This is a genomic window from Paenibacillus sp. 2KB_22 (assembly GCF_052115745.1).
Lineage (GTDB): Bacteria > Bacillota > Bacilli > Paenibacillales > Paenibacillaceae > Paenibacillus.
Genome location: NZ_JBFRHG010000002.1, coordinates 1,655,949 through 1,682,171, shown reverse-complemented (window position 1 = coordinate 1,682,171; position 26,223 = coordinate 1,655,949). Strand labels below are relative to the sequence as shown.

Annotated in this window: 17 protein-coding genes; 16 read left to right on the top strand and 1 reads right to left on the bottom strand. The window is 46.1% G+C overall.

The features are described 5' to 3' along the window. Nucleotides 1-399: 399 nt before the first annotated feature. From AB4111_RS18510 to AB4111_RS18445, 14 genes are all read left to right on the top strand, one after another. Nucleotides 400-2,736: an AraC family transcriptional regulator gene (locus AB4111_RS18510; RefSeq protein WP_442032701.1), complete on the top strand. Its 2,337-nt coding sequence runs from the start codon at nt 400-402 to the stop codon at nt 2,734-2,736. 282 nt (nt 2,737-3,018) lie between these two features. After that, nucleotides 3,019-3,972, top strand: coding sequence for an ABC transporter permease (locus AB4111_RS18505; protein ID WP_076212382.1), 954 nt, complete (start codon nt 3,019-3,021; stop codon nt 3,970-3,972). A 45-nt stretch (nt 3,973-4,017) separates the two neighbouring features. Beyond that, nucleotides 4,018-4,890, top strand: coding sequence for a carbohydrate ABC transporter permease (locus tag AB4111_RS18500; protein WP_062835838.1), 873 nt, complete (start codon nt 4,018-4,020; stop codon nt 4,888-4,890). A 69-nt stretch (nt 4,891-4,959) separates the two neighbouring features. Continuing rightward, entirely contained in the window at nt 4,960-6,459 is a 1,500-nt protein-coding gene (locus tag AB4111_RS18495; RefSeq protein ID WP_442032700.1) for an extracellular solute-binding protein, read from the top strand. 24 nt (nt 6,460-6,483) lie between these two features. After that, nucleotides 6,484-7,596 (top strand): glycoside hydrolase family 88/105 protein, encoded by a 1,113-nt coding sequence (locus AB4111_RS18490; RefSeq protein WP_442032699.1) that lies wholly within the window; start codon nt 6,484-6,486, stop codon nt 7,594-7,596. A 179-nt stretch (nt 7,597-7,775) separates the two neighbouring features. Beyond that, complete coding sequence (locus tag AB4111_RS18485) at nt 7,776-9,287, top strand: extracellular solute-binding protein (RefSeq protein WP_442032698.1); 1,512 nt, start codon at nt 7,776-7,778, stop codon at nt 9,285-9,287. 347 nt (nt 9,288-9,634) lie between these two features. Then, complete coding sequence (locus AB4111_RS18480; RefSeq protein ID WP_442032697.1) at nt 9,635-10,894, top strand: S-layer homology domain-containing protein; 1,260 nt, start codon at nt 9,635-9,637, stop codon at nt 10,892-10,894. Between the two features lie 114 nt (nt 10,895-11,008). Beyond that, entirely contained in the window at nt 11,009-14,593 is a 3,585-nt protein-coding gene (locus AB4111_RS18475; protein WP_442032696.1) for a DUF5704 domain-containing protein, read from the top strand. A gap of 170 nt (nt 14,594-14,763) precedes the next feature. Further along, nucleotides 14,764-16,812: a type I pullulanase gene (pulA, locus tag AB4111_RS18470; RefSeq protein WP_442032695.1), complete on the top strand. Its 2,049-nt coding sequence runs from the start codon at nt 14,764-14,766 to the stop codon at nt 16,810-16,812. A 372-nt stretch (nt 16,813-17,184) separates the two neighbouring features. Continuing rightward, nucleotides 17,185-20,061, top strand: a complete 2,877-nt coding sequence (pulA, locus tag AB4111_RS18465; protein WP_442032694.1) for a type I pullulanase — start codon at nt 17,185-17,187, stop codon at nt 20,059-20,061. 280 nt (nt 20,062-20,341) lie between these two features. Further along, nucleotides 20,342-20,971 carry a 50S ribosomal protein L25 gene (locus tag AB4111_RS18460; RefSeq protein ID WP_442032693.1) on the top strand — a complete coding sequence of 210 codons (630 nt, stop codon included), beginning with the start codon at nt 20,342-20,344 and terminating at the stop codon, nt 20,969-20,971. A gap of 157 nt (nt 20,972-21,128) precedes the next feature. After that, nucleotides 21,129-21,650, top strand: coding sequence for a hypothetical protein (locus AB4111_RS18455; RefSeq protein ID WP_442032692.1), 522 nt, complete (start codon nt 21,129-21,131; stop codon nt 21,648-21,650). 270 nt (nt 21,651-21,920) lie between these two features. Then, on the top strand, nt 21,921-22,892 hold the full coding sequence (locus AB4111_RS18450; RefSeq protein ID WP_442032691.1) for a helix-turn-helix transcriptional regulator: 972 nt from the start codon (nt 21,921-21,923) through the stop codon (nt 22,890-22,892). A gap of 41 nt (nt 22,893-22,933) precedes the next feature. Continuing rightward, nucleotides 22,934-23,296, top strand: coding sequence for an HIRAN domain-containing protein (locus AB4111_RS18445; RefSeq protein ID WP_442032690.1), 363 nt, complete (start codon nt 22,934-22,936; stop codon nt 23,294-23,296). 56 nt (nt 23,297-23,352) lie between these two features. On the opposite strand, the gene AB4111_RS18440 is transcribed toward AB4111_RS18445, so the two are convergent. Further along, the gene (locus AB4111_RS18440) at nt 23,353-24,456 is read right to left on the bottom strand and encodes a glycosyltransferase family 4 protein (RefSeq protein ID WP_442032689.1); all 1,104 of its coding nucleotides are present in this window, start codon (nt 24,454-24,456) and stop codon (nt 23,353-23,355) included. Nucleotides 24,457-24,671: 215 nt separating this feature from the next. On the opposite strand from AB4111_RS18440, the gene AB4111_RS18435 reads away from it, so the two are divergent. Both AB4111_RS18435 and AB4111_RS18430 read left to right on the top strand, forming a co-directional pair. Beyond that, complete coding sequence (locus tag AB4111_RS18435; RefSeq protein WP_442032688.1) at nt 24,672-24,983, top strand: DUF3817 domain-containing protein; 312 nt, start codon at nt 24,672-24,674, stop codon at nt 24,981-24,983. Nucleotides 24,984-25,260: 277 nt separating this feature from the next. Beyond that, entirely contained in the window at nt 25,261-26,079 is an 819-nt protein-coding gene (locus AB4111_RS18430; RefSeq protein WP_253440029.1) for a TerC family protein, read from the top strand. Nucleotides 26,080-26,223 lie beyond the last annotated feature (144 nt).

Sequence of the window (26,223 nt, the reverse complement as noted above, 5' to 3'; positions counted from 1 at the left end):
TCCACTACAGGTCTATAATAAAAAATCCGCGCTGAACTCAGCGCGGAAATAGACCCGGACAATGACAATCCCGGAGGCGATTTATGATATCCGCTGTTCTTAACTAAGTACAGGGATCTGGCGCATCATGAAATACACGTATGCCATATGGGCACAAACGCAATGAAAGGCCAAACTCCTGAATATGAAACTTGGTTAGTTAAGAACATTCACCGACATTAAAAATCTCTCCTTTGATTGAGGAATATGCAACCAATATATACTGGAAATTGGTTTGAAGTCAACCTTAGAATAAATGAGTGGACTTGAATAAGAATGGGTTTTAAAATAACAATAGTAAAATAATCCAATGAAAGCGATTTAATTTAATAAACATACGTATAAAGGAGGATGCTCTTCTTGCCTAAGTATTTACTGCGTTTGCTCTGCTTTACCCTGATCCTCGGAGCCCTTCCAGTCATTGTTATTGGTTCGGTCTCGTATACGATTGCATCACGTGACATTGAACAGAAAGTACGTGAAAGCAACCTTCAGATATTGCATCAGACCCAAATGCGGGTAGAACAAGTTCTGCGCAGCCTGCAATTATCATCCATCCAGTATGTCAATTCGCCCTTGGTACTTCAAGCGATGAAGAAACCGCTGGATAGCAGCGAATTTCAAGAGATTCGTGACCTGACGTCAGGCTTTAACAACTTGCAAGCGGTTACGAACATTGACCAAGCCTATCTGGTTAATCTGGACGAAGATTGGGTTGTTTCGATGCGTTCTTTTGGCAAATTGGATGATTTTAGCATTCGGGACCGGATTGGTTCTTATCTGACCTACACTAACAGCCTGTTCTGGGTTACTCAGAATGCCAGTTCAGCTAAAGAAAGTGTACCCGTTTCAGCTGGCATGGGTGAACTGACACCCGAACAGGCACCTGCCCTTATATCATCGGATAATGTGGTCAGTATGGTATTCAAAATTCCGATGATACCAACCAATGTGAAACCAAAGGGATTTCTTGTGATTGATATCGCCGATACGGAACTGAGTACGTTTTTGAGCCGAAATACGAATTCCGGAGATATGTATGTTCTGGATCGGGAGCAGAAGTATTTTCTGAACGATATGCAGCAAGACGGGAAGTATGACACGCTGAATAAGGAAATTCATGAAATGGTGCAAACGACGGGGGAGCCAGAAGGTTTCTTCAGTGCAGAGGTGGAAGGTAACCAAGTGGCGGTTAGCTATAGGCAATCTCCACTCAATGGCTGGTTATACGTGTCCGTTGTATCTCTTGGACAGATCACGGCCCAGTCACAGAAAATTGCATTGGTTACCGGTGTTGCTACACTGGTCATGTTATGTGTAACGGGATTGGTCGCCATATACGGCAGTCGGCGGATGTATTCACCGATCTCCAGACTGCTGCAATTTACGAAGGGGTTGGATTCTCCAGTTACTCCATCAGGACGCCGTCAGGATGAATTTATCTATATTGAGGAGCAATTGTCAACACTGTTCAGTTCGGAGAAAACGATGCGTGAGCAGATGAAGGGGCAGCATGTGCATCTTCAAGAGTTTTTTATGACCAAACTGCTAACAGGTAAAATCTCGGAAGAAGATTTCAGATATCAGGGAGAATTGTATGATTTCCCTACAGGGTGGGCGAGTCTTGGCGTACTCATGCTCCAGATGGATACCTTGGAAGGAACCCGATATGAGGAACAGGATCGGGACCTGCTTCTGTTTGCTATCAACAATATGGTAGGTGAACTCCTTCCTTCGGCAGTTCGGTTCACCCCGGTCATGCTGGATGATGCACAGGTCACCGTACTTGCCTCCGAACTCACGGATGAGGTGAAGCTGAAGGAGTGGATGCACACCCAGGCAGACTGGATTCGCGAACGTGTCGTAACCTATCTGAATCTGCCCGTGAGTATTGGTATCAGTCGTTCTTATACTTGTATTGGTGATACGCCCAGAGCGGTTCAAGAGAGCCGCGAGGCTCTGCAAGGCCGGGTAAGTCTGGGCAGCCGTATTATTTTGCATTATGAGGATATACAGCCACGTGGTCAGATGGAGGCTGCGTTGTATACTCAGTTACGCATGATTGAAGATCAGCTGGCTTCGGCGCTCAAACAAGGGGATGAGGAGAAGTCAGACGCCTATTTTACGCAATATTTGGGGCTGCTTGCCGACAAGAAGCTTCATTTCAGTGAATATCCCGTCATTATGGTTCAGTTATTATCTCGTGTATATCAGCTTGTGCAGGAGCAAGGTGGAGATGTGGCTGAAGTACTGGGTGAAAAAGCATCCATGTCCCATTTGCTGAAATTGTCCACATTGGACGAAATGACCAATTGGTTCCGCAAACGGCTGTTCCAGCCCGTCATCCGTTTTTGGCGAGAGCAGGAAGAATCTCAATACATGAATATTGCAAGGCGCATGATTCGTTTGATCGAGGAACGTTATGATCGTGAATTGTCGCTGGAAGCCTGTGCCGCTGAGCTTAATTTTCACCCTGTCTACCTAAGTCGGGTATTCAAGAAGGAAGCAGGAGTCAATTTTACGGAATATCTTGCAGAGTACCGTATGGAAAAAGCGAAGACCTGGCTGCAAACAACCAATCTTAAAATATCGGAGATTGCGGAGAAATTAAACTATACCAATCCAACCGCATTTATCCGAACGTTTCGCAAAATCACAGGAACTACCCCCGGCAAGTACCGGGAGCAGCAGCGATAAAACAAGCCTGCTCTGCCTGCCATGGCAGGCAGGCTTTTTCATGTCCAGGTGCAGGGAGAAGACCGTATTAATCCATGAAGTTAAGACAGGAATATGGAGGTTGAAAGCAGTTCATTGCGTTGTCAGATTATATGAGGGGAATGAGCTAAACCCTTGCTACATAAGGAAAAACAAAAGGCTAAAAGGAGATGATAGCCAGTCATTCGTTTATCCTCCACAATGAAGACATGAATTCAGGAAGTGATATTTTGTAATCGTTTCCAATGTGGGGAGGAAGACAATATGAAAGCCGAAACGGCGGCTCGAACACGGCCCGCTACCCGCAGTGACAAAAACCTGCTGTGGAGGGACATTATCAAAAACCGGTGGCTGTATATCATGTTAATACCGGGAGTGCTTTACTTTGTTATTTTCAAATACATACCCATGTATGGCATCACGATGGCTTTTCAGGATTACACGCCTTACAAGGGCATCTTGGGAAGTGACTGGGTAGGCTTCAAACACTTCCAGCGTTTCTTCGGAGAACCGCAGTTCTGGACATTGTTTCGAAATACATTTTTACTTGCCATTTATAACATTGTGTTCTTTTTCCCACTGCCAATTGTACTGGCACTCATGATGAATGAGGTTCGCCGTGAACGCTTCAAACGATTTGTACAGACTCTTGTTTATGTTCCACACTTTGTTTCTTGGGTTGTTGTTGTCGGTGTATTCTACATGCTGTTCACAACCGAGGGTGGTGCGATTAATGAATTGCTCTATAACCTGACTGGTCAAAAAGTGGCGTTCCTGCTTGAACCAGGTTGGTTCCGAACCATGATTGTCGGACAATCCATCTGGAAAGAAGTCGGTTGGGGCACGATTATCTTCCTTGCTGCACTTTCCGGTGTTGATACCCAGCTCTATGAAGCTGCACGGATTGATGGTGCCAATCGCTGGCGCCAAACCTGGCATATTACGTTGCCGGCCATTCGCAGTACAATCGTCATCTTGCTGATTCTGCGTCTGGGCAATTTCCTGGATACAGGCTTTGAACAGATCTTCCTGATGCTGACTCCGACGAACCGGGATGTGGGCGAGGTATTTGATACCTACGTGTACACGAAGGGTCTCACACAGGCACAGTACAGTTATAGTGCTGCTGTCGGGTTGTTCAAATCGGTTGTCGGGCTGGCGCTTGTCCTTGGTGCCAATACGATGGCCAAAAAATTCGGGGAGGAAGGCGTTTACTAACCCTCGGGAGCAGACGTTCTTCACCAGACAGGAGTGAACATTAAGATGCAACAGGATAAAACGTGGGGCAACCGGATCTTTGATTTTGTGAATCACGGCTTGCTGCTGTTGATTGGAATTGTGACGGTCATCCCGTTCATTTATATTTTGGCCGTCTCGTTTACCAGTCCACATGAAGTGGCTAAGGGAGGTTTTATTCTTTTTCCAAAAGAGTTCTCTCTGGCTGCGTACCGTTACATTTTCTCTACGGATACCTTGATTCGCAGTCTGGGTGTATCGGTCTATATTACGGTGATTGGTACCTTCATTAACCTGCTGTTTACGTCCCTTATGGCGTATCCGCTCTCCAGAAGATATTTGCGTGGGCGCCAGCCCATTTTGCTGGGTGTATTGTTCACAATGCTCTTCAGCGGCGGGATGATTCCAACATACTTTGTCGTGAAATCCTTGCACCTGACGGATACGTTATGGTCGCTGATGCTGCCTACTGCTATTAGTGCATTTAACTTGATCGTACTCAAAAACTTCTTTCAGGCCATTCCCGACGAACTGGAGGATGCAGCCAAAATTGATGGATGTAACGATGTCAGCGTATTGTTCCGGATTGTTCTGCCTTTGTCCATGCCAGCCATGGCGACATTTTCACTCTTTTATGCAGTGGCCCACTGGAACAGTTTCTTCAGCGCTGTGATCTATATTAACGATAGTGAGAAGTGGCCTGTCCAAGTCTGGCTGCGTGAGATTGTCATTCTGGCACAGAGCCGAATCGGAGACACGAGTATCGAAGAGACTGAGATCCAGCCGCTCACCATTCGTATGGCGGTTATCGTATTCTCCACAATCCCGATTATGCTGGTGTACCCATTCCTGCAAAAGCACTTTGCAAAAGGAGTGATGCTGGGTTCGGTGAAAGGTTGAGTCGTCACATGCTTCAAAGCCAGTACATTTTGACCATATAACTGCATAAAAAAGGGAGGTTTTCATGTTATGAAAGCAACAAAAAAGAAAGCCGTAGCTGTCTTGAGCACACTGGCACTTGTGACAGGTTTGCTGGCAGGGTGCGGATCAGACGAGGGTCAGGCTGCTGAGGGCGGCGTACAAAATGTGTCCATAGCCATTGCACAGGTGGGTGATGTGCCAAGCAAAGGCAATGAAATTCAGCAAAAGATTGAAGCGTATACCAATACCAAGCTGGATATCCAGTGGATTCCGGCTTCGGCCTATAATGACAAAATTAATGTGATGATCGCTTCAAGCGATATGCCGAAAATTGTGAAGGTGCAGTATAACCCTACCGTGACCAGCGCAATGCGTAATGACGTGTTCTGGGAAGTAGGGCCTTTGCTGAAAGACTACAAAAATCTGTCGGCACAGAACGAGCGTTTTTTTGACAACATCAAGGTAGAGGGCAAAATCTATGGGGTTCCAGTTTTCTCGGATATCGCACGGGCTACGGTGATCTATCGCAAGGACTGGTTCGAGAAGCTGAATCTTAAGGTGCCAACCACACCGGATGAATGGTATGAAACGATTAAAACACTGGCAACCTCCGATCCGGATGGAGATGGTCAGGATAATACGTTTGGGCTGATGCTTTTCAAAAAATATAATGAGGACCAATATTCCTTCACGACGCGCTTGGGCGTAAGTTTTGGTGCACCTAACAAGTGGAAAGTCGAAGAGGATGGCAGCTTCACGCCTGAATTCATGACGCCGGAATATATGCAGGTGCTGGATCTGTTGAAACGGTTGTATGATGAGAAACTGCTGAACCAGGACTTTGCCGTATTCGACTCTACGGAAGCGGAGAAAAAGTATGATTCCGGTGTTGTGGGTATCCGTGTTGGTGTCGCCCAGAACGGAAAAAGTCAGCAAGAGCGTCTATCCAAAAACAATCCGGATGGTGTGGTAGACATCGCTGGTTTGCTTGGACCAAACGGAGATCGTGTTGCAGGACAGACGGGTAATTCGGGAATTCTGGCATTCCCTAAATCGACGGTGAAATCGGAAGAAGAACTCAAGAACCTGCTCTCTTTCCTGGATAAACTGATGGACCCTGAGATGGCTACCCTGTTGATGCGTGGTATGGAAGATAAACATTACACCAAAGTGGGCGAAGATCAGGTGGAGATGAGTGACTTCGATGCATTCCAGCGTGAAGTGAAGCCTTACCGTGACAACCTTCCTTATGTCGAAGGGTATAACGTACCGAAATTGAAGGATACGGAACTGGGTGAAAAAGGTACGGGGCTTGCCAAGGAACTGGCTGAGCACGCTGTGCCAAACCCTGCGCTGACGTTATATTCTCCAACATATGGTGACCGCGGGGCGGATCTGGATCAGGTCATTGCAGATGCGCAAACCAAATACATTATGGGCAAGATCGATCAAAGTGGCTGGGAAAAGGAAATCGAGAATTGGGGCAATGCGGGTGGAAACCAGATTCGTGAGGAATATGCCGAAGATTATAAAAAACAGGCTCAATAAAGAGCCGGAAGCGGAGGCTTAATCATGAAGGAAACATTGCAATTCACATCGGTGCGCATGGCACAGCAATTCATGGAAAGTTATCGCAACCATGAGCTGTACTCCACATGGCATTATGAGAATGGTTGCTTTCTGAAAGCACTGGAGGAGCTGTACACGCACACCGGGGAGCAAAAGTATTTTGACTACATCCGTGAGCTAATGGATCACTTTGTTCAGGAAGATGGCTCGATTCGTTCCTATACGGTTGAGGAATATAATCTGGATCAGATCAATCAGGGAAAATCACTGTTCCTGCTGCATGAGAAAACGGGTGAAGAAAAGTACCGCAAAGCTGCGGATTTGCTTATGATTCAGCTCAAGGGACAGCCACATACGAGTGAAGGTGGGTTCTGGCATAAGAAGATTTACCCTTTCCAGATGTGGCTGGATGGATTGTACATGGCCACTCCCTATCTGACCCAGTATGGCGCGGTGACGGGTGAAGAGAAGTGGTTCGACAAGGCGGCTCTGCAGCTCTTGCTGGTGGAGCAACGTACACGTGATCCGCGTAGTGGTCTCTTGTACCATGCCTGGGATGAGAGCAAAGAGCAGCGTTGGAGTTCGGGGGATACGGGATGTTCTCCACATGTCTGGAGTCGTGCGATGGGCTGGTATGTGATGGCGGTTGTGGATACATTGGATCATCTGCCGGTAGATCATCCGCAGCGCGGGCAGATTGTGGGCATCTTCGAACGGGTAGCAAACGCACTAGTGCATGTACAGGATCAACAGACCGGATTATGGCCACATCTGCTGGATCAGCCGGGACGTGAGCGGAACTATCTGGAGGCTTCCGGCACCTCAATGTTTGTCTATGCATTGGCCAAAGGTGTACGTAAAGGATATCTAAGCGGCAAGTTCAAAGCGGTTGCGGAAAAAGGGTATCAGGGTCTGCTGCAGCATCTGCTGCAAACGGACCGTGAAGGCGTGCTGTCCTTGACGCAGTGTAACGGCGGAGCCGGTCTTGGAGGAAGCCCGTATCGTGACGGGTCCTATGAGTATTATGTGACCGAATCCATTCGGATTAATGATCCGAAATCGGTCGCTCCGTTCATTTTGGCAGGGGTGGAGATTGAACTTTACAAGTCCAACTAACATGTACATGAGAACGGAGAGGGCAGAAATAATCTGAGGAAGCGAAGCGTTCGCCTTTATCCCCGGATTTTCCCCTTTTAGAAGGGAATCAAAAAATCTGGGGATAACAGCGATCGGAAGGTTGTTCTGTCATCGGAGTGATCTGTGTACATAACCATATCCAAAAGGAGAGATGGTTCATGAGTCCAAAAGGTCCAATGTCCCGTTTAGGCGGAATCGTTGTAATTGGTGCAATGTCCGCTGGATTGCTTGCAGGTTGCGGGGGAGAAAAAGCGCCTGCTGCAGGGGAAGGTAAACTTCCCATTTCCATCTCTTTAATGCAGGTAGGTGATATACCGGCCAAGGAGAACGGGATTGAACAGAAGATTGAGGAATATACCAATACGGATGTCAATGTACAGTGGATTCCGCAGTCTGCTTTTGATGATAAAGTGAACGTTATGGTTGCTTCAGGCGAGATGCCGACCATTATGCGTGTGAATTATGTGCCGACAACGTTTAATGCCGCCAAAACGGGACTGTTCTGGGAACTGGGGCCTTACTTGAAGGATTATAAAAACCTGTCTGCCCAATCCGAAGCTTATTTTAACAATATCAAAATTGAAGGCAAGGTCTACGGTATTCCGAACTTCCGGGATATTGGACGGACTGCGATAGTATATCGCAAGGACTGGTTCGATACATTGAAGCTGGATATACCCAAGACGTTGGATGACTGGTATGAAGTGATGCGCTCGATTCGTAAGGATGATCCGGATGGGAATGGTAAGGAAGATACGTACGGTGCACTGTTATTTAAGAAATATAACGAGGGTGTCTCTTCGCCGCTGACGCGGATTGCTGTAAGTATTGGCGGTGTCAACAAATGGGGTGTGGATGATGCTGGGAAACTGACCCCGGAGTTCTTGACCCCGGAATATGTGGATACGATGAAACTTTTCAAGCGACTGTTCAGCGAGGGTCTGATTAACAGTGACTTCCCTGCCCTTGATCCTTCTGATGCAGACAAAAAAATGGATTCGGGCCTGGTAGGCATGAAGCTGAATGGTGTGGCTCAGAACGGAAAATCTTCTCAGCAACGGCTTACGCCAAATGCACCGAATGGAGAGATTGATGTAGCTCCGTTCCAGGGGCCCGATGGTATTCGCATCGCCGGAGAGCCTGGGAACTACGGAATGTTGGTCATCCCCAAAGCATCCGTTACGGATGAGGAGCAATTGAAGCAAGTTCTTACGTTCCTGGATCAGTTGATGGATGAGGAACTGAGCACGTTGCAGCTCCGTGGATTGCTCGATGTGCACTATACCAAGACTGCGGATGGGAAAACCGAACTCAAAGATTTCGACGCTTATCAGCGTGAAGTGAAGCCATATCGGGATAATTTGTTAAGCATTGAAGGATATAACGTGGCTGAACTGATCGATGTTCCCATTGGTATGAAAGGTACAAAGATGGCGCGAGAGAATGAGCAGTACGCCATTGCCAATCCAGCACTCACCTTATCTTCGGCGATCTATACCGAGCGTGGTCAGGAGCTGGATCAGATGATCTGGGATGCGCAGACCAAGTACATTATGGGTAAAATCGATGATGCAGGTTGGGAGCAGGAAATCGCTAGCTGGAGAAAAGCCGGTGGTGATCAATTGATTACGGAATTGGAAGCTTCCTATAAAGAATTGAACGGAAAATAAAGCTGAGTGAAATAAAAAAAAGGTTGATCAAATGGAATGATATGGTTTATTCTATGAGTGAGTTTATTTTCCAATATCATAAGAAAGACCACACCCTTAAAGCATAAGGCTATGAATCTGCGGATTCATGGCCTTTTTTTGTGTTTTAGGCGAATGAAGTGGGTCTATGGAAGGAGGGACGCACGCCTTGAAGTGATGGGGATGGACGAAAAATAATACCAATAGCCTAGTACAACATGGTAGAATATTGATTATTATGGCAAATTTAGGTTTCGTTTATGAAGAGAAGTGACTAGGTTGACCAAGTAAAGCATCCCCATACTAAGGTACATAGGAGCGTGAGTAGATTGAAGAAACAAATTGAAGGACACGAGAAGAAGAAAAAGCGGAATGTTTGGATCGTCGGGTTGGTAACGACAGCTGTATTGGCAGCAACACTATTACCGATTGGCCCCGTACATTTGACGTCAACAGCGAATGCGGCGTCGGTAACAAGTGACACTGCCCTTAGCAAGTTGAAGGATATCAAGGGGCATTGGGCTCAAGCGACAATTGCCAAAGCTTATGAAAAAAATCTGATCTCTGGTTACCAGGACGGAACGTTTCGTCCCAATGGCAAAATCACGCGTGGGGAATATGCGACAATACTTGCCCGCGCGACTGGACTAGAAGAGGTACAGGGGCAGAACCCGTTTTCTGATCTCAAGGGGCACTGGTCTGAAGCAGCAGTTAGCCAGCTTGTAGGACAAGGATTCATTAACGCTGGCGATTATGCCAAAGGCTTCAATCCAAATGCGGAGCTAACGCGTTACGAGATGATGAAATGGATTGCCAATGGACTGATCAAGTCCGGAGCCAGCTTCCAAGATGCGTTTAACGATACGACAAATACGCTACTTCCCACGCCGGAAGTGAACCGAGGAACCATTCGTAGCGAGCAGATTCCGTATCTTGCCCTTGTTCGTGGGACAGGCATTGTCGGTGGATTCCAGGATGGCACATTAAAACCCGCGGATTCTACCACTCGTGCAGAAGTATCGGCTATTTTGCTGCGTTATATGGACGTGGAGGGCACGGATGCCGGTAAGTACAGTGACCTGAATGAAATGAGAGAGGTCGGCACGACGGGTACGAATTTAACGACAATTAGTAATTATAAGTATAGTTCAGGTTCGATCATGATATCCGATTTATCCAAAGGAAATATCAATTTAAGCAATAAATCCGGTGTATTAAAAATTCATCGTTTTATCGTTGTAGATGCTACTCAAAATAAGCCGAAGGGTATTTACGCGAAGCTCTTTCTTCCGGATAAGTACGCAAGTGGCTCCTATAGGACTTTTGCAGATGTGTCATTTACATCTAACTTAGAAACCTCGAATTTAATTACATTTAACCAAGGTCTTTCGGATTCCTTAATACAATTTAATCGTCTTGATTTAGACTTGGCTAAGAAACAAAGTAATGTGACAATTCCTATGGACTCAGGAGAACTTATAAAAAAAGGATTACAGCAAAGATTTTGGACTACATCGACTTTAAGGAATAAATCTTGGTCTTATTTTTTGAAATCAGATACAGAAGGAGAATTTAAAATTCAAAGGTAGCCTTATCAGGATGGTGAGCAAGTTGTAATGAAAAAGCTTAATTATTTTTCAGCTATTATTTTAGTGAGTATATTTATTTCACAAATATTATTATTGTTAGCATTGTACTTACCTATGGAAGTTGTTCATGCTGCTACAGATGAGTATGGACCTAAGTCTATGAAAAACCCTCGGAAGGTTACAATATTAGCGACTCCTACTGTAGGGAGGCCAGGGGTATATTGGTACCAAGTGGATAGCGGACAATTTAGAGCTGACCATGCTGGGGGACCAACTTATGCAAGTAATGCAGGGAGTTGTTCCAGTCCATTTCCTGCTGCTACAGAAGTTCCGGATAGTGTAGATTTCAGTAGATGGCCTGCAGAAAACTGGCCTGATTATAATTCCAGACGAGTCGAAGACTCAAGTATCTTTAATGTCCGAATCCATGATGTTAATTATCAGGGGAGAGCAGATCAAGATTCATATACTGGTGTGGGAGACCCTAGCCCACCTTTTCCTTCAACAATTGTTGCAATAAGAACAATTACTGGAGGGTACCATATACCAACCGAGAAGAGCCCTTTCGCAAATGGTGGTCAAACAACTGCGGGCTGTCCTAAATACAATGCTTCTTATTTTACACCCATGGATATCATCTGGGAAGGTGATTTGGAAGAAGAAAAAGAGATAACTGTAGAAGAGGATTCAACCCTCACAATAGGGCAAACCCAGCAGATGGTAGCAAAGGTAAAGACGAAGGGCTATGGTGCGGTAGCTTTTGGTGAGGGCATCGACGTATCCCGAAGAGAAGCAGAGATCAAATGGTTTTCTTCTGACGAGACAATTGCGAGTGTAGAGTTGAAAACAGGGATGTTAACGGCCGAAAGTCCAGGCACGGTCACTGTGCGTGCGATCTGGAACAATGGTACATACTTGATCTCGGATACCGCTACCATAACAGTTACGTCTGAGCCAGGACTCGTTGTGAATCTGCCGAATGCATGTAAAGCCAATACGACACCTCTACAGGCAGAAGCAGTTCTAACCAAACCGGATCGCTCTATTCATAAACTGACGGCTCATCCCAAATTGACGTGGCAGAGCTCGAATCCAACTATAGCCACGATCGGTGCTAATGGCAAAATCACGACAAAAGGGATCGTGGGTAACACTACGATAAAAGCCCATTTTCTTGATACTGCTCAGCAACTGGATGAACAAGGGACTCAGGTGCTTGAAGTTAAGGATTGTACGGATAATGGAGAAGGGGGGAATGATGGCGATCCGGGGGGCGACCCTGCAAACGCTTGCCCTGTGACCATCAGCCCACCTAGTAGAGGCACGATTATCGAAGCATCGGTTATAGACCCATCTGTTCGCGGTGTGTTGAAGGCAGACGAGCGTGGATCTGAGAAGTTCGATGTTACCCGTGGTATTCCAACTTCGGAAGATCTCTATGCTAATGTCTTGGCCAAGGAATATCTGTTTCAGCACCGTTGGGTTAACATGACAGGAACGGTGACTTACACGGTTCCTGTCAAAAGGGTTTATCATAAAACCTGGACGATTCCGGGAAGAGCGTCTAGTGGTGAGGGGGATCCAGGAACACCTCCTGAGCCCAGAGAACTTGACGTCCCTGGGGATAAAATCATGCAAGTAACAAGGACATATAGCTATTGGCAGATCGATAACCTGGAGGTATACAAGTTAAATGAGGCCAAGGTATCTAACTATGCACTAGGTGGTTATGGTGAAACCGTGACCCTGATGCCCAATGCATATACACCGCCGACTTTGCAATCGGCTATGGATACTGCGGTTACCAATCATGTGAAACCTGCGCCATGTCAAGAAATTGATCTTGGCATCCAAGGGGTTCCGGGTGGTTCTGCTGAACCGCCTACGCCGGATGAAACGTCATTGTTTCAATCTGAAGCTGAAGCGAAGGTTAGAGAGAACACTGTTAATAACGACAAGGTGGCCTTTAATGGAGCGACAATTATGGATCCTGCCCCATTGGAGAAAACCGCTCCAAGACCTGGGACGATCCCGCAACCTGGCGTGATTGGAGATGATGTTCTGTACCAGAACCGTCTGACGATCAAAAACACATTGATGAACAAAGCTAACCAGCCAACCACGGGTGAGATTACGTATGGACTTCTCCCTGGCAATGTTAACGGAGGGCAGGATCAGAAGTTCCCCATTGTGGGCATCAACTCGGTGACAGTACATACTCCAGTTGTGAACTATGCTTGGGTATCCGATGATCAGCCGCATAATCAGAAGACTACACCCGATCCGACCAGAGCTGCACTTATTTTAGAGCGTCCGTTTATTGTACGAATCCCAACTTCAGGGCAGCATCTGGATGTAGCGAGTTACCCTGGTTATGGAAACCATGATTATGCGAAATATTTCCGGATCAAACAGGTTCGTTTCCCATTCGATGTTTATAACGGTGCCAGAAGTCAGTTTATTCCGGCCATGACATGGGTGGATATTCCGGTAAATCAGTTGGACACCCCTTTTTATCTTCCTGTATGGGTAGATGAAGGAAATTACCAGATTGAGTTTCGTAATATCGCTGAAAATGCACCAGCAAACTTGACAGAACAACAGGATGCCAACACGAATCTGACCCATCATGTCGCAGCAGATACCGTTGCTGTAGAGGTTATCGGACGGTTGTATGATTTTCACATCACCGATATTTCAGACTACAACTGGGAAAATGTGTTCCGCAAGCGGATGGGCAGCCCCGAACCAACGGGTGTGAGCTACTGGACCGGTAGAAACAGTATCGACGGAGATCCCCGAGGTAATTTGGCTCCCTATGTCCTGCCTATTCGTCCCGGCAGTCATCCGGTACAGGGTTTCCGAAATGCAGCGGTGAAGACGGGTTACCATTTCAAGTTTGATCTGAAGACTAAAGGCAATATGTTTGGGAAACAGGATGGTATCCGAATCACGCCAACGTTCTCTTTTGTGAGTAAAGATGGCACCACCCGACAAGAAGTGGATTTATACTACCATCGGGGACAGGAACGACTCATTCGTATTGGATCCGCACAAGATTTAGAAAAACGCTTTGTTGTCCTGAACTCACGGTTGCGGAATGTACTTGGTACAGAGTTAGGTGATACAGCGCGCCACCAGTATACTTATGAACTGTCGGAGGAGGAACGCAATCAGAGTACAATGGCTGAGCATATGGTTCGTTTCGTGGATCAGACCTCTCATCATAAAACGTGGGTAGGTCGTTATGACTGGATGATTCTTCCTTCACAGATCCGCACACTCATTGGCCCAAAAACAGATATTCCCTCCAGTGTTAATGTGGATCGGGCGAATGCAGCGATTCAGCGTTGGTATGGGGAATATAGCTTGCCAGCGGATGTATATGCAGTGTCCAAAGGAACCGATCTCGAATCCCTTTCCAGACAAAATCGGTTGGATGACAAGGCAACGGTATTTCTGAGGGATGGTTACATTGTAGTTAACTTCAATATCGAAACTTTGCGCAGTGGCAATACGAATGCACCCCATCTGCAATATATTCATGCGCCGTTGATGAATCAATGGCAAATGGAAGGTTTTGATAACAGCCCGGTAGATGGCCAGGGAAGAAGTTGGCCGATGCAAGATGGGGACGTGGTCTTGTACCACGCCGATCAATCCAGCCGGAATGATTTCCAATCCCAGGTACCACATTAGAGAGAAGTCGTTTTACCCATAAAGAAGGCAGGCGTAATGTGAATCTACATGACGTTTGTCTTCTTTTGTTCAATTCGGATTATGGTTGGGCAGCAGAACGGGTATAAAGAGTAAGGAGCACTCGTTCCGTCCAATTCATTAATTTTCTCAACGAGAGGGGAACAATACACATGATTGAAGAGGGTAAGCAGGAACTATTGATTTTAGAAGATACATACAAAGGAAGAGACTTAGGTGTCACATTAGAAGCACAAGCCTGTCGCTTCAAAGTCTGGTCACCTTTAGCCGTTCAGATGGAACTACTTCTGTATCCACCTTTGACAGGGGGGACCCCGGAGGATGAGCCCAATCAACGGAAACAGCAGGCGATACCTATGCAAAAGAAAGAACAAGGCACCTGGGTTCTGGAACTGGAGGGCGATTTAAGCGGCTACCGTTACATGTACATGCCTACTTTCGAAGATGGACATTCAACCCAGGCAGTAGATCCCTACGCACGAGCCGTGACCATGAATGGAGAAATGGGTGTAATTGTCAGACTGGAGCAGACACATCCGAAGGGATGGAGTGAGGATATTCGCCCGAAATTGACCAGTCCTGTAGATGCAGTCCTGTACGAACTGCATGTACGTGATTTTTCCATTCACCCATCATCTGGTATTACGAATAAGGGCAAATACATGGCTTTTACCGAGACGGGTCTGCTTGATTCGGGGGGCAACACATTGGGAATCGATCATTTGGTTGAACTCGGGATTACCCATGTGCATTTGCTACCCGTATTTGATTTTGCGACGGTGGATGAATCCAGAGTAGATGGTGATACGACGGATTCATCCAACTATAACTGGGGATATGATCCGCTCCATTATAATGCCCCGGAAGGTTCCTATGCATCACGTGCAGACGACCCGGAGACACGAATTCGTGAATTCAAATCCATGGTGCTTGCCCTTCATAACAAAGGAATAGGTGTCATTATGGATGTGGTATACAATCATACGTTTGATACGGCAGGCAGCTCTTTTGAAAAACTTGTACCAGGGTACTACTATCGTCAAAACGCCGATGGGACCTATAGCAATGGTTCAGGTACAGGCAATGAGGTGGCTACTGAACGCGCCATGGTTCGCAAGTTTATCATCGACTCGGTCCGTTACTGGGCAGAGGAGTACCATGTGGACGGTTTTCGCTTTGATCTGATGGGCCTGATCGACACCACTACGATGAAACAGCTTGCAGCGGAATTACACACCGAAGTGTCACCTTCCATATTGTTATATGGTGAGCCATGGGGCGCACTGGATTCGCCTCTTGGGGATGATATGACCCTAAAAGGAACGCAACGCGGGGCGGGTTTTGCTGTGTTTAACGATAATTTCCGCGGAGTGATCAAGGGAGACAGCGATGGAATGGGTACGGGATTTGCGACGGGGGCGGACGGGAAAGAAGACGAATTGTGGACTGGCGTCCGGGGAGCCGTTCAGGATTTTACGGATGGTCCATCCGAGACGATCAACTATGTAACGGTGCACGATAATCTCAACCTGTGGGACAAAGTCGCACGTACACAAGGACTCCACGATACCTTGAATTTCCTCACCTATGACGAGGATGGACGTATTCGTGGTTGCGAAAGTGTGGAAGAGGCTGTGGAGAAGGCTAAGCCTTACCTGCAGATTGATCCGGAACACATTCTGGAGAATGAGACCGTTAGGCGTTGTCTGCTTGCCAATGGTATTGTTCTTACCTCCCAGGGTGTTCCCCTGATCGCGGCTGGAGATGAGCTGCTTCGCAGCAAATATGGGGATGCCAACAGCCACCAGAGTGGAGACGCAGTCAATGCCATTCTTTGGGAGCAAAAACAGCTGTTCAAGCCGGTATTTGACTATTATCGTGGGCTGATTCTTCTTCGGCGAGAGCATCCAGTATTTCGGTTTCGTACACGGGAAGAGATCGAGAAGAATGTTCGTCTAATTGAAAAAAATAATGGGCTGCTGGCGTATGAACTGAATGGTACAGAAGCCAAAGATTCGTGGGACCGCATTGTTGTGATCTATAACGCGGCAAAAGAAAACCGCGACATCTCTGTTCCCACAGGGACATGGAATGTGATTGTAGAAAAAGGACAAGCAGGCGTGGATACGATACGTACCGTACAGGACGGACAGGTAAATGTGAACGGGTTATCCATAACGGTGATGTATTCCAATTCCTGACCGCCCCTAATCCCCAAGCAAGGAAATGTAGTGTACTCGTAAGAGAAAGAGTGCTTACAAAGGCATGTCCAAATGTCCTACAGCTTGGGTGAAAAATGAAAATGAGTCGCCCTTCCAATCGGAAGGGCGATTTTTTGTCGAGTTAAAGTGCAATATATTCTTGAATTTTTCGAACTTTTTTTGTCAGGACAGGTACAAATGCTGTCAATCTATGGCGCATGTTTTCATATCTATATTTTGAAAGCGATTGCTAATTGAATACGCAAATTGAACCGATATGATGAGTACAGACAACCCCGGGTTGACAAATCACGTCCCGCTCCGTAACATCGGGACAACACGAAAACAATGGATATAAAGGCGGTGGGAACGATGCCGGAATGGACTTCTTTTCGTTACGAAGGCAACGATCTTGGCTTAACATATACTCGTGCTGCAAGTACATTTAAATTGTGGGCACCTACGGCACAACAGGTTTATATATTGATTTTTGAAGATGAAGGGCATTACAACGAGGAAGGTAAGGTGCAAGATCATAAGGGTGGAAGGGAACATTCCTTGACACGTGATGCGGACGGAATATGGACTTTAGAGCTTTCAGGCGATTGGGCAGGACATTATTATATGTACCGAATTATCCATGATGATCAGCGGATTGAAGTAGTTGTTGATCCTTACGCCAGAGCGGTAACAGCTAATGGTCAACGAACGGCTATTATAGATCCTGAGACCACCAATCCGGTCGATTGGGACCTGGATGTTAAACCTGCTTTTCTGCGTCCTGTCGATGCCGTGTTATATGAGTTGCATGTCCGTGATTTCTCCTCGGACCCACATGCAGATATTCCGTATAAGGGAAAATATCTGGCATTCACAGCATCCGGTCTGACGGATCAAGCAGGCAATAGCATTGGCGTAGACCATCTTGCCGAACTGGGAGTCACTCATGTACATCTTCTGCCTGTGGCGGATTATCAGACGGTGAATGAACTCGCTACAGCGGATGCTGGTTCGAATGTCAGAGCACCATACAACTGGGGATATGATCCACAACATTATAACGTTCCCGAAGGTTCTTATGCTACCGATCCTCGTGATCCGGCAGTTCGAATTCGGGAGCTCAAATCACTCGTACAGTCGCTGCACAGACAAGGCATTCGTGTTGTACTTGATGTTGTCTATAATCATACGTACAGCGTGGAAGAAGGACCGTTTGAACGGATTGTACCAGGCTATTATTACCGTTATCGGGAGGATGGCACCCTCAGTGATGGTTCCGGTGTAGGCAATGAATTGGCGACAGAACGTCCAATGGTGCGAAAATATATATTGGATTCTCTCCGATATTGGGCGGAAGAATATCATGTGGACGGATTTCGATTTGACCTTATGGCCCTGATCGATACGGAAACGATGAATGAATTGACACGCGAATTGCGGGAGCAGATCGATCCGGCATTTCTGATCTATGGGGAACCTTGGACGGGTGGAGATTCACCTTTGGTCAACAAAACATTAAAAGGAACCCAGCGTGGTCAGGGATTTGCAGTATTTAATGATCATTTTCGCAGCGCAATCAAGGGGGATAGTGATGGAAGTGGCAGAGGGTTTGTCACGGGTGCCGGAGGACAGGAATATGAGATTCTCAGAGGATTGGCAGGAGCACTGGATGATTTCACATCTTCACCTGTGGAAGTTGTCAATTATGTAACTGCCCATGACAATCTCAATCTGTGGGATAAAATTGCCACAACCATGAATCTAAGACATGAATTAGGATATCCCGTATGGAAGGACGGACAGCCCGTGGGTGGTGGGAGTGCTGAGTCCGCTGTAAAAGCAGCAGATCCTTATCGGTATGTGGATGCAGATGATGTTTTGGATCATGAGATGGTTCGTCGCTCGTTACTGTCTTCCGGCATTCTGCTTACTTCTCAGGGAATTCCGTTTCTGCATTCTGGGGATGAGATGCTCAGATCCAAAGCCGGTGACCATAACAGTTACCGGAGCGGGGATGCGGTAAACGCCATCACATGGGCGAACAAATCACGGTTCAGACCGGTGTTCGACTACTATCGTGGTCTTATTCATCTGCGTCGCACACATCCCGCTTTTCGTATGATTGATGCTGAACAGGTACGAAATCACCTTCGTGTAATTCGTGCGGATGGCAATGTAGTTGCCTTTATACTTCAGGATGGTGCCAATCAGGACACCTGGAATCAGATTATGGTCATCTATAACGGAACGGAACATGAGCAGCATGTGGATTTGGGAGAAGGGGACTGGCATGTCGTAGTCAATGATCATCAGGCAGGTACAGATCTGATCGAGACGGTTCGTGGTACTGTGCAGATAGAACGATGGTCATTAATGGTACTGTATGACACAGAGCGTGCTGGAGGAGCTGAGCCGTCAACAGTGGAGATTAGTTTTCCTCGCCAGGTATATAGTCCGAAGGAGACCACTCAACTGCGAGCGATCGTACGGGACAGCATTGGCAATGTGGTAGAAAAAGCTCCGGTTACCTGGACTTCTTCTGATCCGGATATTATTCAGATCCAGCCTGATGGAACAATCCATGCACTGGAACGAGGGGAAGCTTTGATTACAGTCCACTGTGGGGACATAACGGCAAGCTGTATGTTACAAGTGGATTATCGTCATGCTGAACGAATCGAAATTGTGGGCGAACCAGTCATGTACATGACTCGAATCAGTCGCTTCCGTGCCTTGGTCCTTGATCAATTTGGTCAGCCGCTTCAGGATTCGAATGTACGCTGGAGCTCTTCTCATCCAGAACTTGCAGCGGTGAGTGCAGCAGGGATCGTACGTGCGATGACACCTGGAGTAACTCATATTATTGCTGAAGCTGGAGGAATTCGGGCAACTCTTGCCGTGACGATTCATAGACAGATTTCGCGAACGGTCACGCTTCGATACGAACGGGAAGACCAGCATTATGAAGGTTGGGATGTCTGGGTGTGGGGCACCGGTATGGAGGACGGAGCAGTACAGCTGGAACGAGTCGGAAATGCCGCTGAAGCCCGCTTCCGCGTTGCTCCGGGTCTGCATCATCTGGGATTGATCATTCGATTGAACGAATGGGAAGCTAAAGATACGTGCGGAGACCGTTACGTGGACATTGTACCTGAAGATGGGGACGTCCACATTATTGTCCGTAGCGGATCAGATGAGATGCAGATCATTCGCGAAAGCGAAAAAACGGAGGATCGTGATAGCGCATAGTTTCTTTATTTATAACTTTGAACAAAGTTCGTCAAACCCTTGATAAACCAGCAGTTGGAAGAGATTCCGACTGCTTTTTTGGTCTGATTATACGAAGCATAGCTTAGCCAAAAATAAAGAATTGTCCTGTTTCGTGTTTGAGATCCTCTATCATTGGGGTAAATATAGATATGGCCCACGATTCGGCCAAAGGAAAAAAGACCATTATGGTCTATAAGCGAAGCTCTAGCGCTTTCCAACAAATATAATGTAGTGATCCCTTGAAGGAGGATGTTCAATCATGAAATCCAACGGAAAAATGGCTCAACTTACAGCAACGCCAAGAACGGAAAAGAAAGGTGCAGCACTGCGCTTGTTAAGACAAGGCGGACGAGTTCCTGCAGTCGTTTACGGCCCAGGACTTGAAGGTGCTTCAATACATGTAGATGAAAAAGAGATGCTGAAAGTAGCACGCACAGGCCGCTCCGAAATGTTCAACCTGAATGTTGAGGGTGGTAAAACGGTTCCCGTACTGATCAAGGATCAGCAAGAGCGTAACGGACGTTTGCTGCATGTAGACTTTTTGCAAATTTCCAAGAACAAGCCTATCAGCGTAAGTGTATCGATCGACTTCCAGGGTACAGCGGCCGGTTCGAAAGCTGGCGGTGTATTCCAGACACAGGAGACACAGCTGGAAGTAGAAGGATTGCCTGCGGATCTGCCCACGTCCATTGAAGTTGATGTTAGCGGATTGGATATTGGTGATCGCTTGACTGCTGCGGACATCAAACTGGATAAAGGTTTGACACTCGTAACATCACCTGATTCGATCATCGCGTCCGTCATGCCGCCACAAGCGGCTGAGGAAGAGCCAACTGCTTCTGCTGAGGAAGCTGAACCGGCAACTGAAGAAAAAGCTACAGAAGAATAAGCCAGGCTTAGGGATCTATCAGATCCCATGCTTAGTCGAAGCCCAGTCCTAGTGACTGGGCTTTTTATATTTCCAGAACAAGAAGTTACAATAGTCGCATGAAGAAAAAGAATGTACTACAATACATGTTAAAGGGTAAGAAAGTAGGTATATTTCAATGTTTGATCCAACGGTGTATGACAATCTGAAAGTCGGGTTTGAGAATTATCTCTATGATATGGATAACCTGGATGAACGTATTCAGATTACGGGGCGTAAAGATCGGCTGGAGATGGCAGTGATGTCCCGAGAGTTCACATTACAGTTCTGTCTCAGGGATCATCCGGAAGTAACAGGAGAGGTCATATTAAGCAGTTCCCTTGAGGAGCTTGCAGCGGAGATACTGGAGACGCCTGGTGCGCATCCGGGTTGCCGTTTGGAAATACGCTTTGGTATGGTTGTGAAGGAGCCTGAGACGCAGTGCCCGGCTATTCATTCGATATTGCAGACGAGCTGGCCTGAGCAGAGGATGTGCCTAAACATCCGCTATATCTTTGATGAACAGCCAATCAATTACAACGTCACGGCTCATGTGTACTTTGACCGTAGTGTGAATGAAGACCAGATGGGTGATATTCCTGAACTATGTGAGCATATGGTGAATGTGATGAATCAATTATTAAAGTTTCATAACCAGTAATTCCAAGAAAGCCTTGTCTCTTTGAAGAGATTAGGCTTTTTTTTATATTTTTTTAAAAGTCTATGTAGGCTTTCAGGCTTAGGTTTAAGGTCTTTTGGGTTAATATTTTACGCAAGCAAGTAAGAGAATGTATATTAAAAGGGGGTAAGAGTGCAATTGGACTATACAAAAACGGTGAAATTGCGAAAACAATATTGGGACTAAAGATTTAGTTCTGTACTAAAGGAACTAGTTTTCCTTGCCGATAAAATATCGAAGGGGAGAAACTACATGACAGAGAAATTAATTCGTCTGCTGCGTATACTTCAGGCTATACAAGCAAATCCTGGAATTTCGGCCAAGGAGTTGGCGCTGAAATGCGGTACGACTGTACGCACAATATATCGTGATCTCCGGATTTTGGACAGGGTTGCCCCGATTATGAACGAAGGATACGGCAAGGGTTACCGATTTATTGGTGATTTTGCGTTGTATCCATTAGATTTTACTGAACAGGAGGCAATGGTCTTTTCCATGCTTCCGTCCGTAGTTGATACCTCCAAGTTACCTGCTGAGTTCGATTCGGCTTTTGACAAGGTCATGTCGGCTCATACCAAATTAAAATCAAGAAACAGTGACATTGTAGAGAATATTGCGGGAATTATTCGCATGGGCACGCCAGCTTATCGTGAGGAAGGAAAAGACCCTAATTTGCTGATTCCCATCATCGAAGCTATTCTAAGCCAGCAAACCATTCGTACTCAATATCATACGCTGACAAAAAATGAGATCACAGTTCGCGATATCGATCCTTATTATCTCATTCCACGTGATCAACGTTTTTATCTGATCGGATACTGTCATTTGCTGCAAAAAGTTCGATTGTTCCGAATTAGCCGGTTTTTGGATGTAACACGAACAAATGTCGGTTTTGACAAGGGTGATTTCAACATAACGCAGTATATGAAGAACACATGGTCCATTGACCGTGGAGACGAGCATATCCATTTCAAGGTAAGATTCTCTGAGAAAATAGCCCCCTACATAAAAGAAGAAGAAATGTTTGTTCGCCCGCGAATGACGAATATGTCGGATGGGGGATTGTTATTTGAAGTGACACTGAATAGCAGCCGGGAATTTTTGAAATGGTTGTATCAATTTGGGCCCGAGGCAGAGGTACTTGAACCTCGTGAGTTTCGTAGAGAGATACGCAGGCAACTTGTCGAGTGGTTGGAACATTATGAAACCGATGTATCTTTGTAAAAATTTAATCATGGAGAAATATATGAAAAGGAGCAGGTAATATGAGCACTAAATTATTCGCAGCTATGTATGGGATGGACCACTACCATGGAGTACAGGTTTTACATGTGGGGGATACCGTGTATCTCGTCAAAGATCCAGATAATCGTTTGGATCAACAAGCAATTAAGGTTGTTATTCCACCGATTGGAGCCGTAGGCTATATCGTTAATGATCCGCTTGTCGTACCTCATGGATGTTGGACCGGGACGGCATTCTACGATGTATTTCATCAACTAACGTGTGCCAAAGTACGATTCATGATGAAAGATATGGTTATTATGGAGTTAATTGAGATGAGTTACATTCCTGTTCCGCAGATGGATTCTTTGATTACCGGATGGCAATTTCGTGAAAAAGCTTGATCATCTTAAAGAGCAGGTTGACATGGATCAAAAAGATCCTCATAACAGAAGAAGGCTCATTGACGGATGAGCCTGGTATAGGTGGCTTCCAGATGCATGGCAGTCCTGGCCCAACTGAAATGTTCAATTGCACTGTCTCGGCCAGCCTTCCCTAACGTCTCGGCGAATGTGGGATTGCTTGCAAGTTTGTACAAGCAAGAGGTGAAACGTTGGGGACGCTTATAATCGGTGACAAGGTATCCATTGATACCTGATTCAATAATCTCACGAATGCCTCCGTTATCAGAAGCAATGACGGGTAATCCTGAAGCCATAGCCTCAACATTAACCAGGCCAAAAGCTTCATGTTCTTGGGATGGACAGACCAGACAATCGACGGCCCGATACAACTGATCGATATGCTCGTGGTTTATCTGACCACGGAAGGAAACATGGACTTTTTGTTTATGGGCAAGTTCGCGAAGTTTACGCATGTAATGCGGAGGGCCTTTGCCCGCAACTACCAGTTGGACAGGCATCTGTCGCTGAAGGAGGACAGTCGCACGAATTAATACGTCTACGCCTTTACCAGGGATGAGCCTGCCGACATACAGAATAGAGAATGGTTTAGTCACTCCAAATTGTGTACGCAGATGAATCTGTTCTTCGCTGGATTCAGCAGGCCTGAAGCGGCTTAGATCTGCACCCAATGGAACCACACTCATCCGGCGTTTTACCAACGGAAATCTGCGGCCAAGCCTTTGTCTCAGAGATTGGCTGTTGACGGCAATCCAATCCGCTTTTTTCATCAATGTGAGTCTGGAAGTTCCAGGCTGAGCAAATGTTAACGAGTGAAGATAGAGTACAACGGGAGTGCTTGGAAAAGCTCGTTTGATGGTCGCCATACTTCGTGGCCTGTTGTCCACTTGAATTACATCGTAGGGTTGTTTGGATAACAGACGTATGACGGCTTTGGTGTACCTGAGAGGGCTCAATGCAGGGACACGTTGAATGGTGATGCCATCGATCTGTTCTGTGGTAGCTAGACCTTCCATTTGACGAGTTATGATGGTCACCTGATGGCGGTGTGCAAGTTCACGGGCGATCCCCAGTATACAGATTTCCACGGAACCATTACCAGGCAAAGGTAATTTCTCGGGTGCTACCATAGCAATTTTCATTAACTGGCTCCTCCTTGTCCGACATCGGTAACAATCTTCGTCGTATATCTTATGAGAAGCTGAGACGTTTGGCTCCTGCAAAAAGGTAGGTAAAACACCCATATCACATGCAGGAATAATCTGCTGCATGGAAGGAAGCGGAGATATTCGGCTTTTGTGATATACTGTACGGGAATAATTGAATTCGTTACATGTAGAGAAGCAGGAGGAAAATAATGTTACATTCTATGCTGGGGCGCTTCCGGCTGATGTTGTGGTTGCAAGGCATTTCGTATGTGTTGTTACTGTTTGTTGCTTTTCCGTTGAGAGATGCCGGGGTTATGCCGCAGGCTGTCACATGGTTTGGGAATTTGTACGGTTTTTTATTTTTAATGTACTTGTTATTTATGGTGAGTATGTACACCTCACAGAAGTGGCGTTTGCGTCGTCCAATTGCTCTGTTCTTCGTTTCTTTCATTCCACTGGGGAATATGATCTACGATCTTATCGTATTCCGTAAGTTGTACCGTCAACGAAATAAAGCTTGACTTTATTTAATGTTATGAAATATGATGAGTACAGGTTAAACAACCCGTTCCAACTAAAACTACATATTCCTGTTAAAGGGGAGTAGCTTTTACAGTAAAGTCGTCAATTCGGGATCATATCCCCGGCTTTATTGGCAGCAAATTTGTTGTTAGCGAGACCTTTACCAAGTTTTCATGCTCGGTAAAGGTCTCTTTTTGTGGATATAAAAGGACCTTACCAGCGATGGTAAAGGTCCTTTTTTTTGTACATCATAAGGATATTAAGGAGGAGTCAACGTTGGAAGTTTCATTACTATTGGAATATGGGTGGGTGCTGGCTGTCTTAGTAGTTCTAGAAGGACTACTTGCAGCAGATAATGCATTGGTACTTGCAATTATGGTCAAACATCTACCTGAAGAGAAGCGCAAAAAAGCATTGTTCTATGGTCTGATGGGTGCATTTGTTTTCCGTTTAGGTTCATTGTTCCTGATCTCTTTCCTCGTCGATGTGTGGCAAGTACAAGCGATCGGGGCCTTGTATCTCCTGTACATTTCGATTAACCACATCGTTAAAAAGATACTGGGTAATCGCAATAAAACAGATGAAGCTGCTGATTCGACGCCAAAGAAACCGAAAAAACAATCTGGTTTCTGGATGACCGTATTCAAAGTCGAAGTAGCCGATATCGCATTCGCAGTCGATTCCATTCTGGCTGCAGTTGCCTTGGCAGTGGCGTTGCCACCAAGTGGATTGCCTGCAATTGGTGGACTTGACGGAGGACAGTTTATCGTTATCTTCCTCGGTGGATTCATCGGGCTTGTGATCATGCGTTTTGCAGCCTCATACTTTGTAAAATTGCTTCATTCCCGCCCAGGGCTTGAAGTTGCGGCTTTTGTGATCGTAGGTTGGGTAGGGGTTAAACTGGCAGTTATTACACTCGCACACCCTTCATTGGGTGTTCTGGATGAGCATTTCCCGGAAAATAAAATTTGGAAATTCGGATTCTATATTGTACTGATCACCATTGCGGTATGTGGTTGGTTCCTGTCTTCCAAAGTTCCTGAAAAAGAAGACGAAAATCCGGTTGAAGAGTTGGAAAAACAAGCAGGACTGTAATAATCATGTTACGCTAACAACATCATTATTATTAAGAAAAGAGGGGACTGTCCTAGGACGGTCCCCTCTTTTTGTTTATACGTAAAATCTGCACCATGGACCAATTTCCAAGAAAAGGGTTGACACATGAATTTCAGTCCCTTT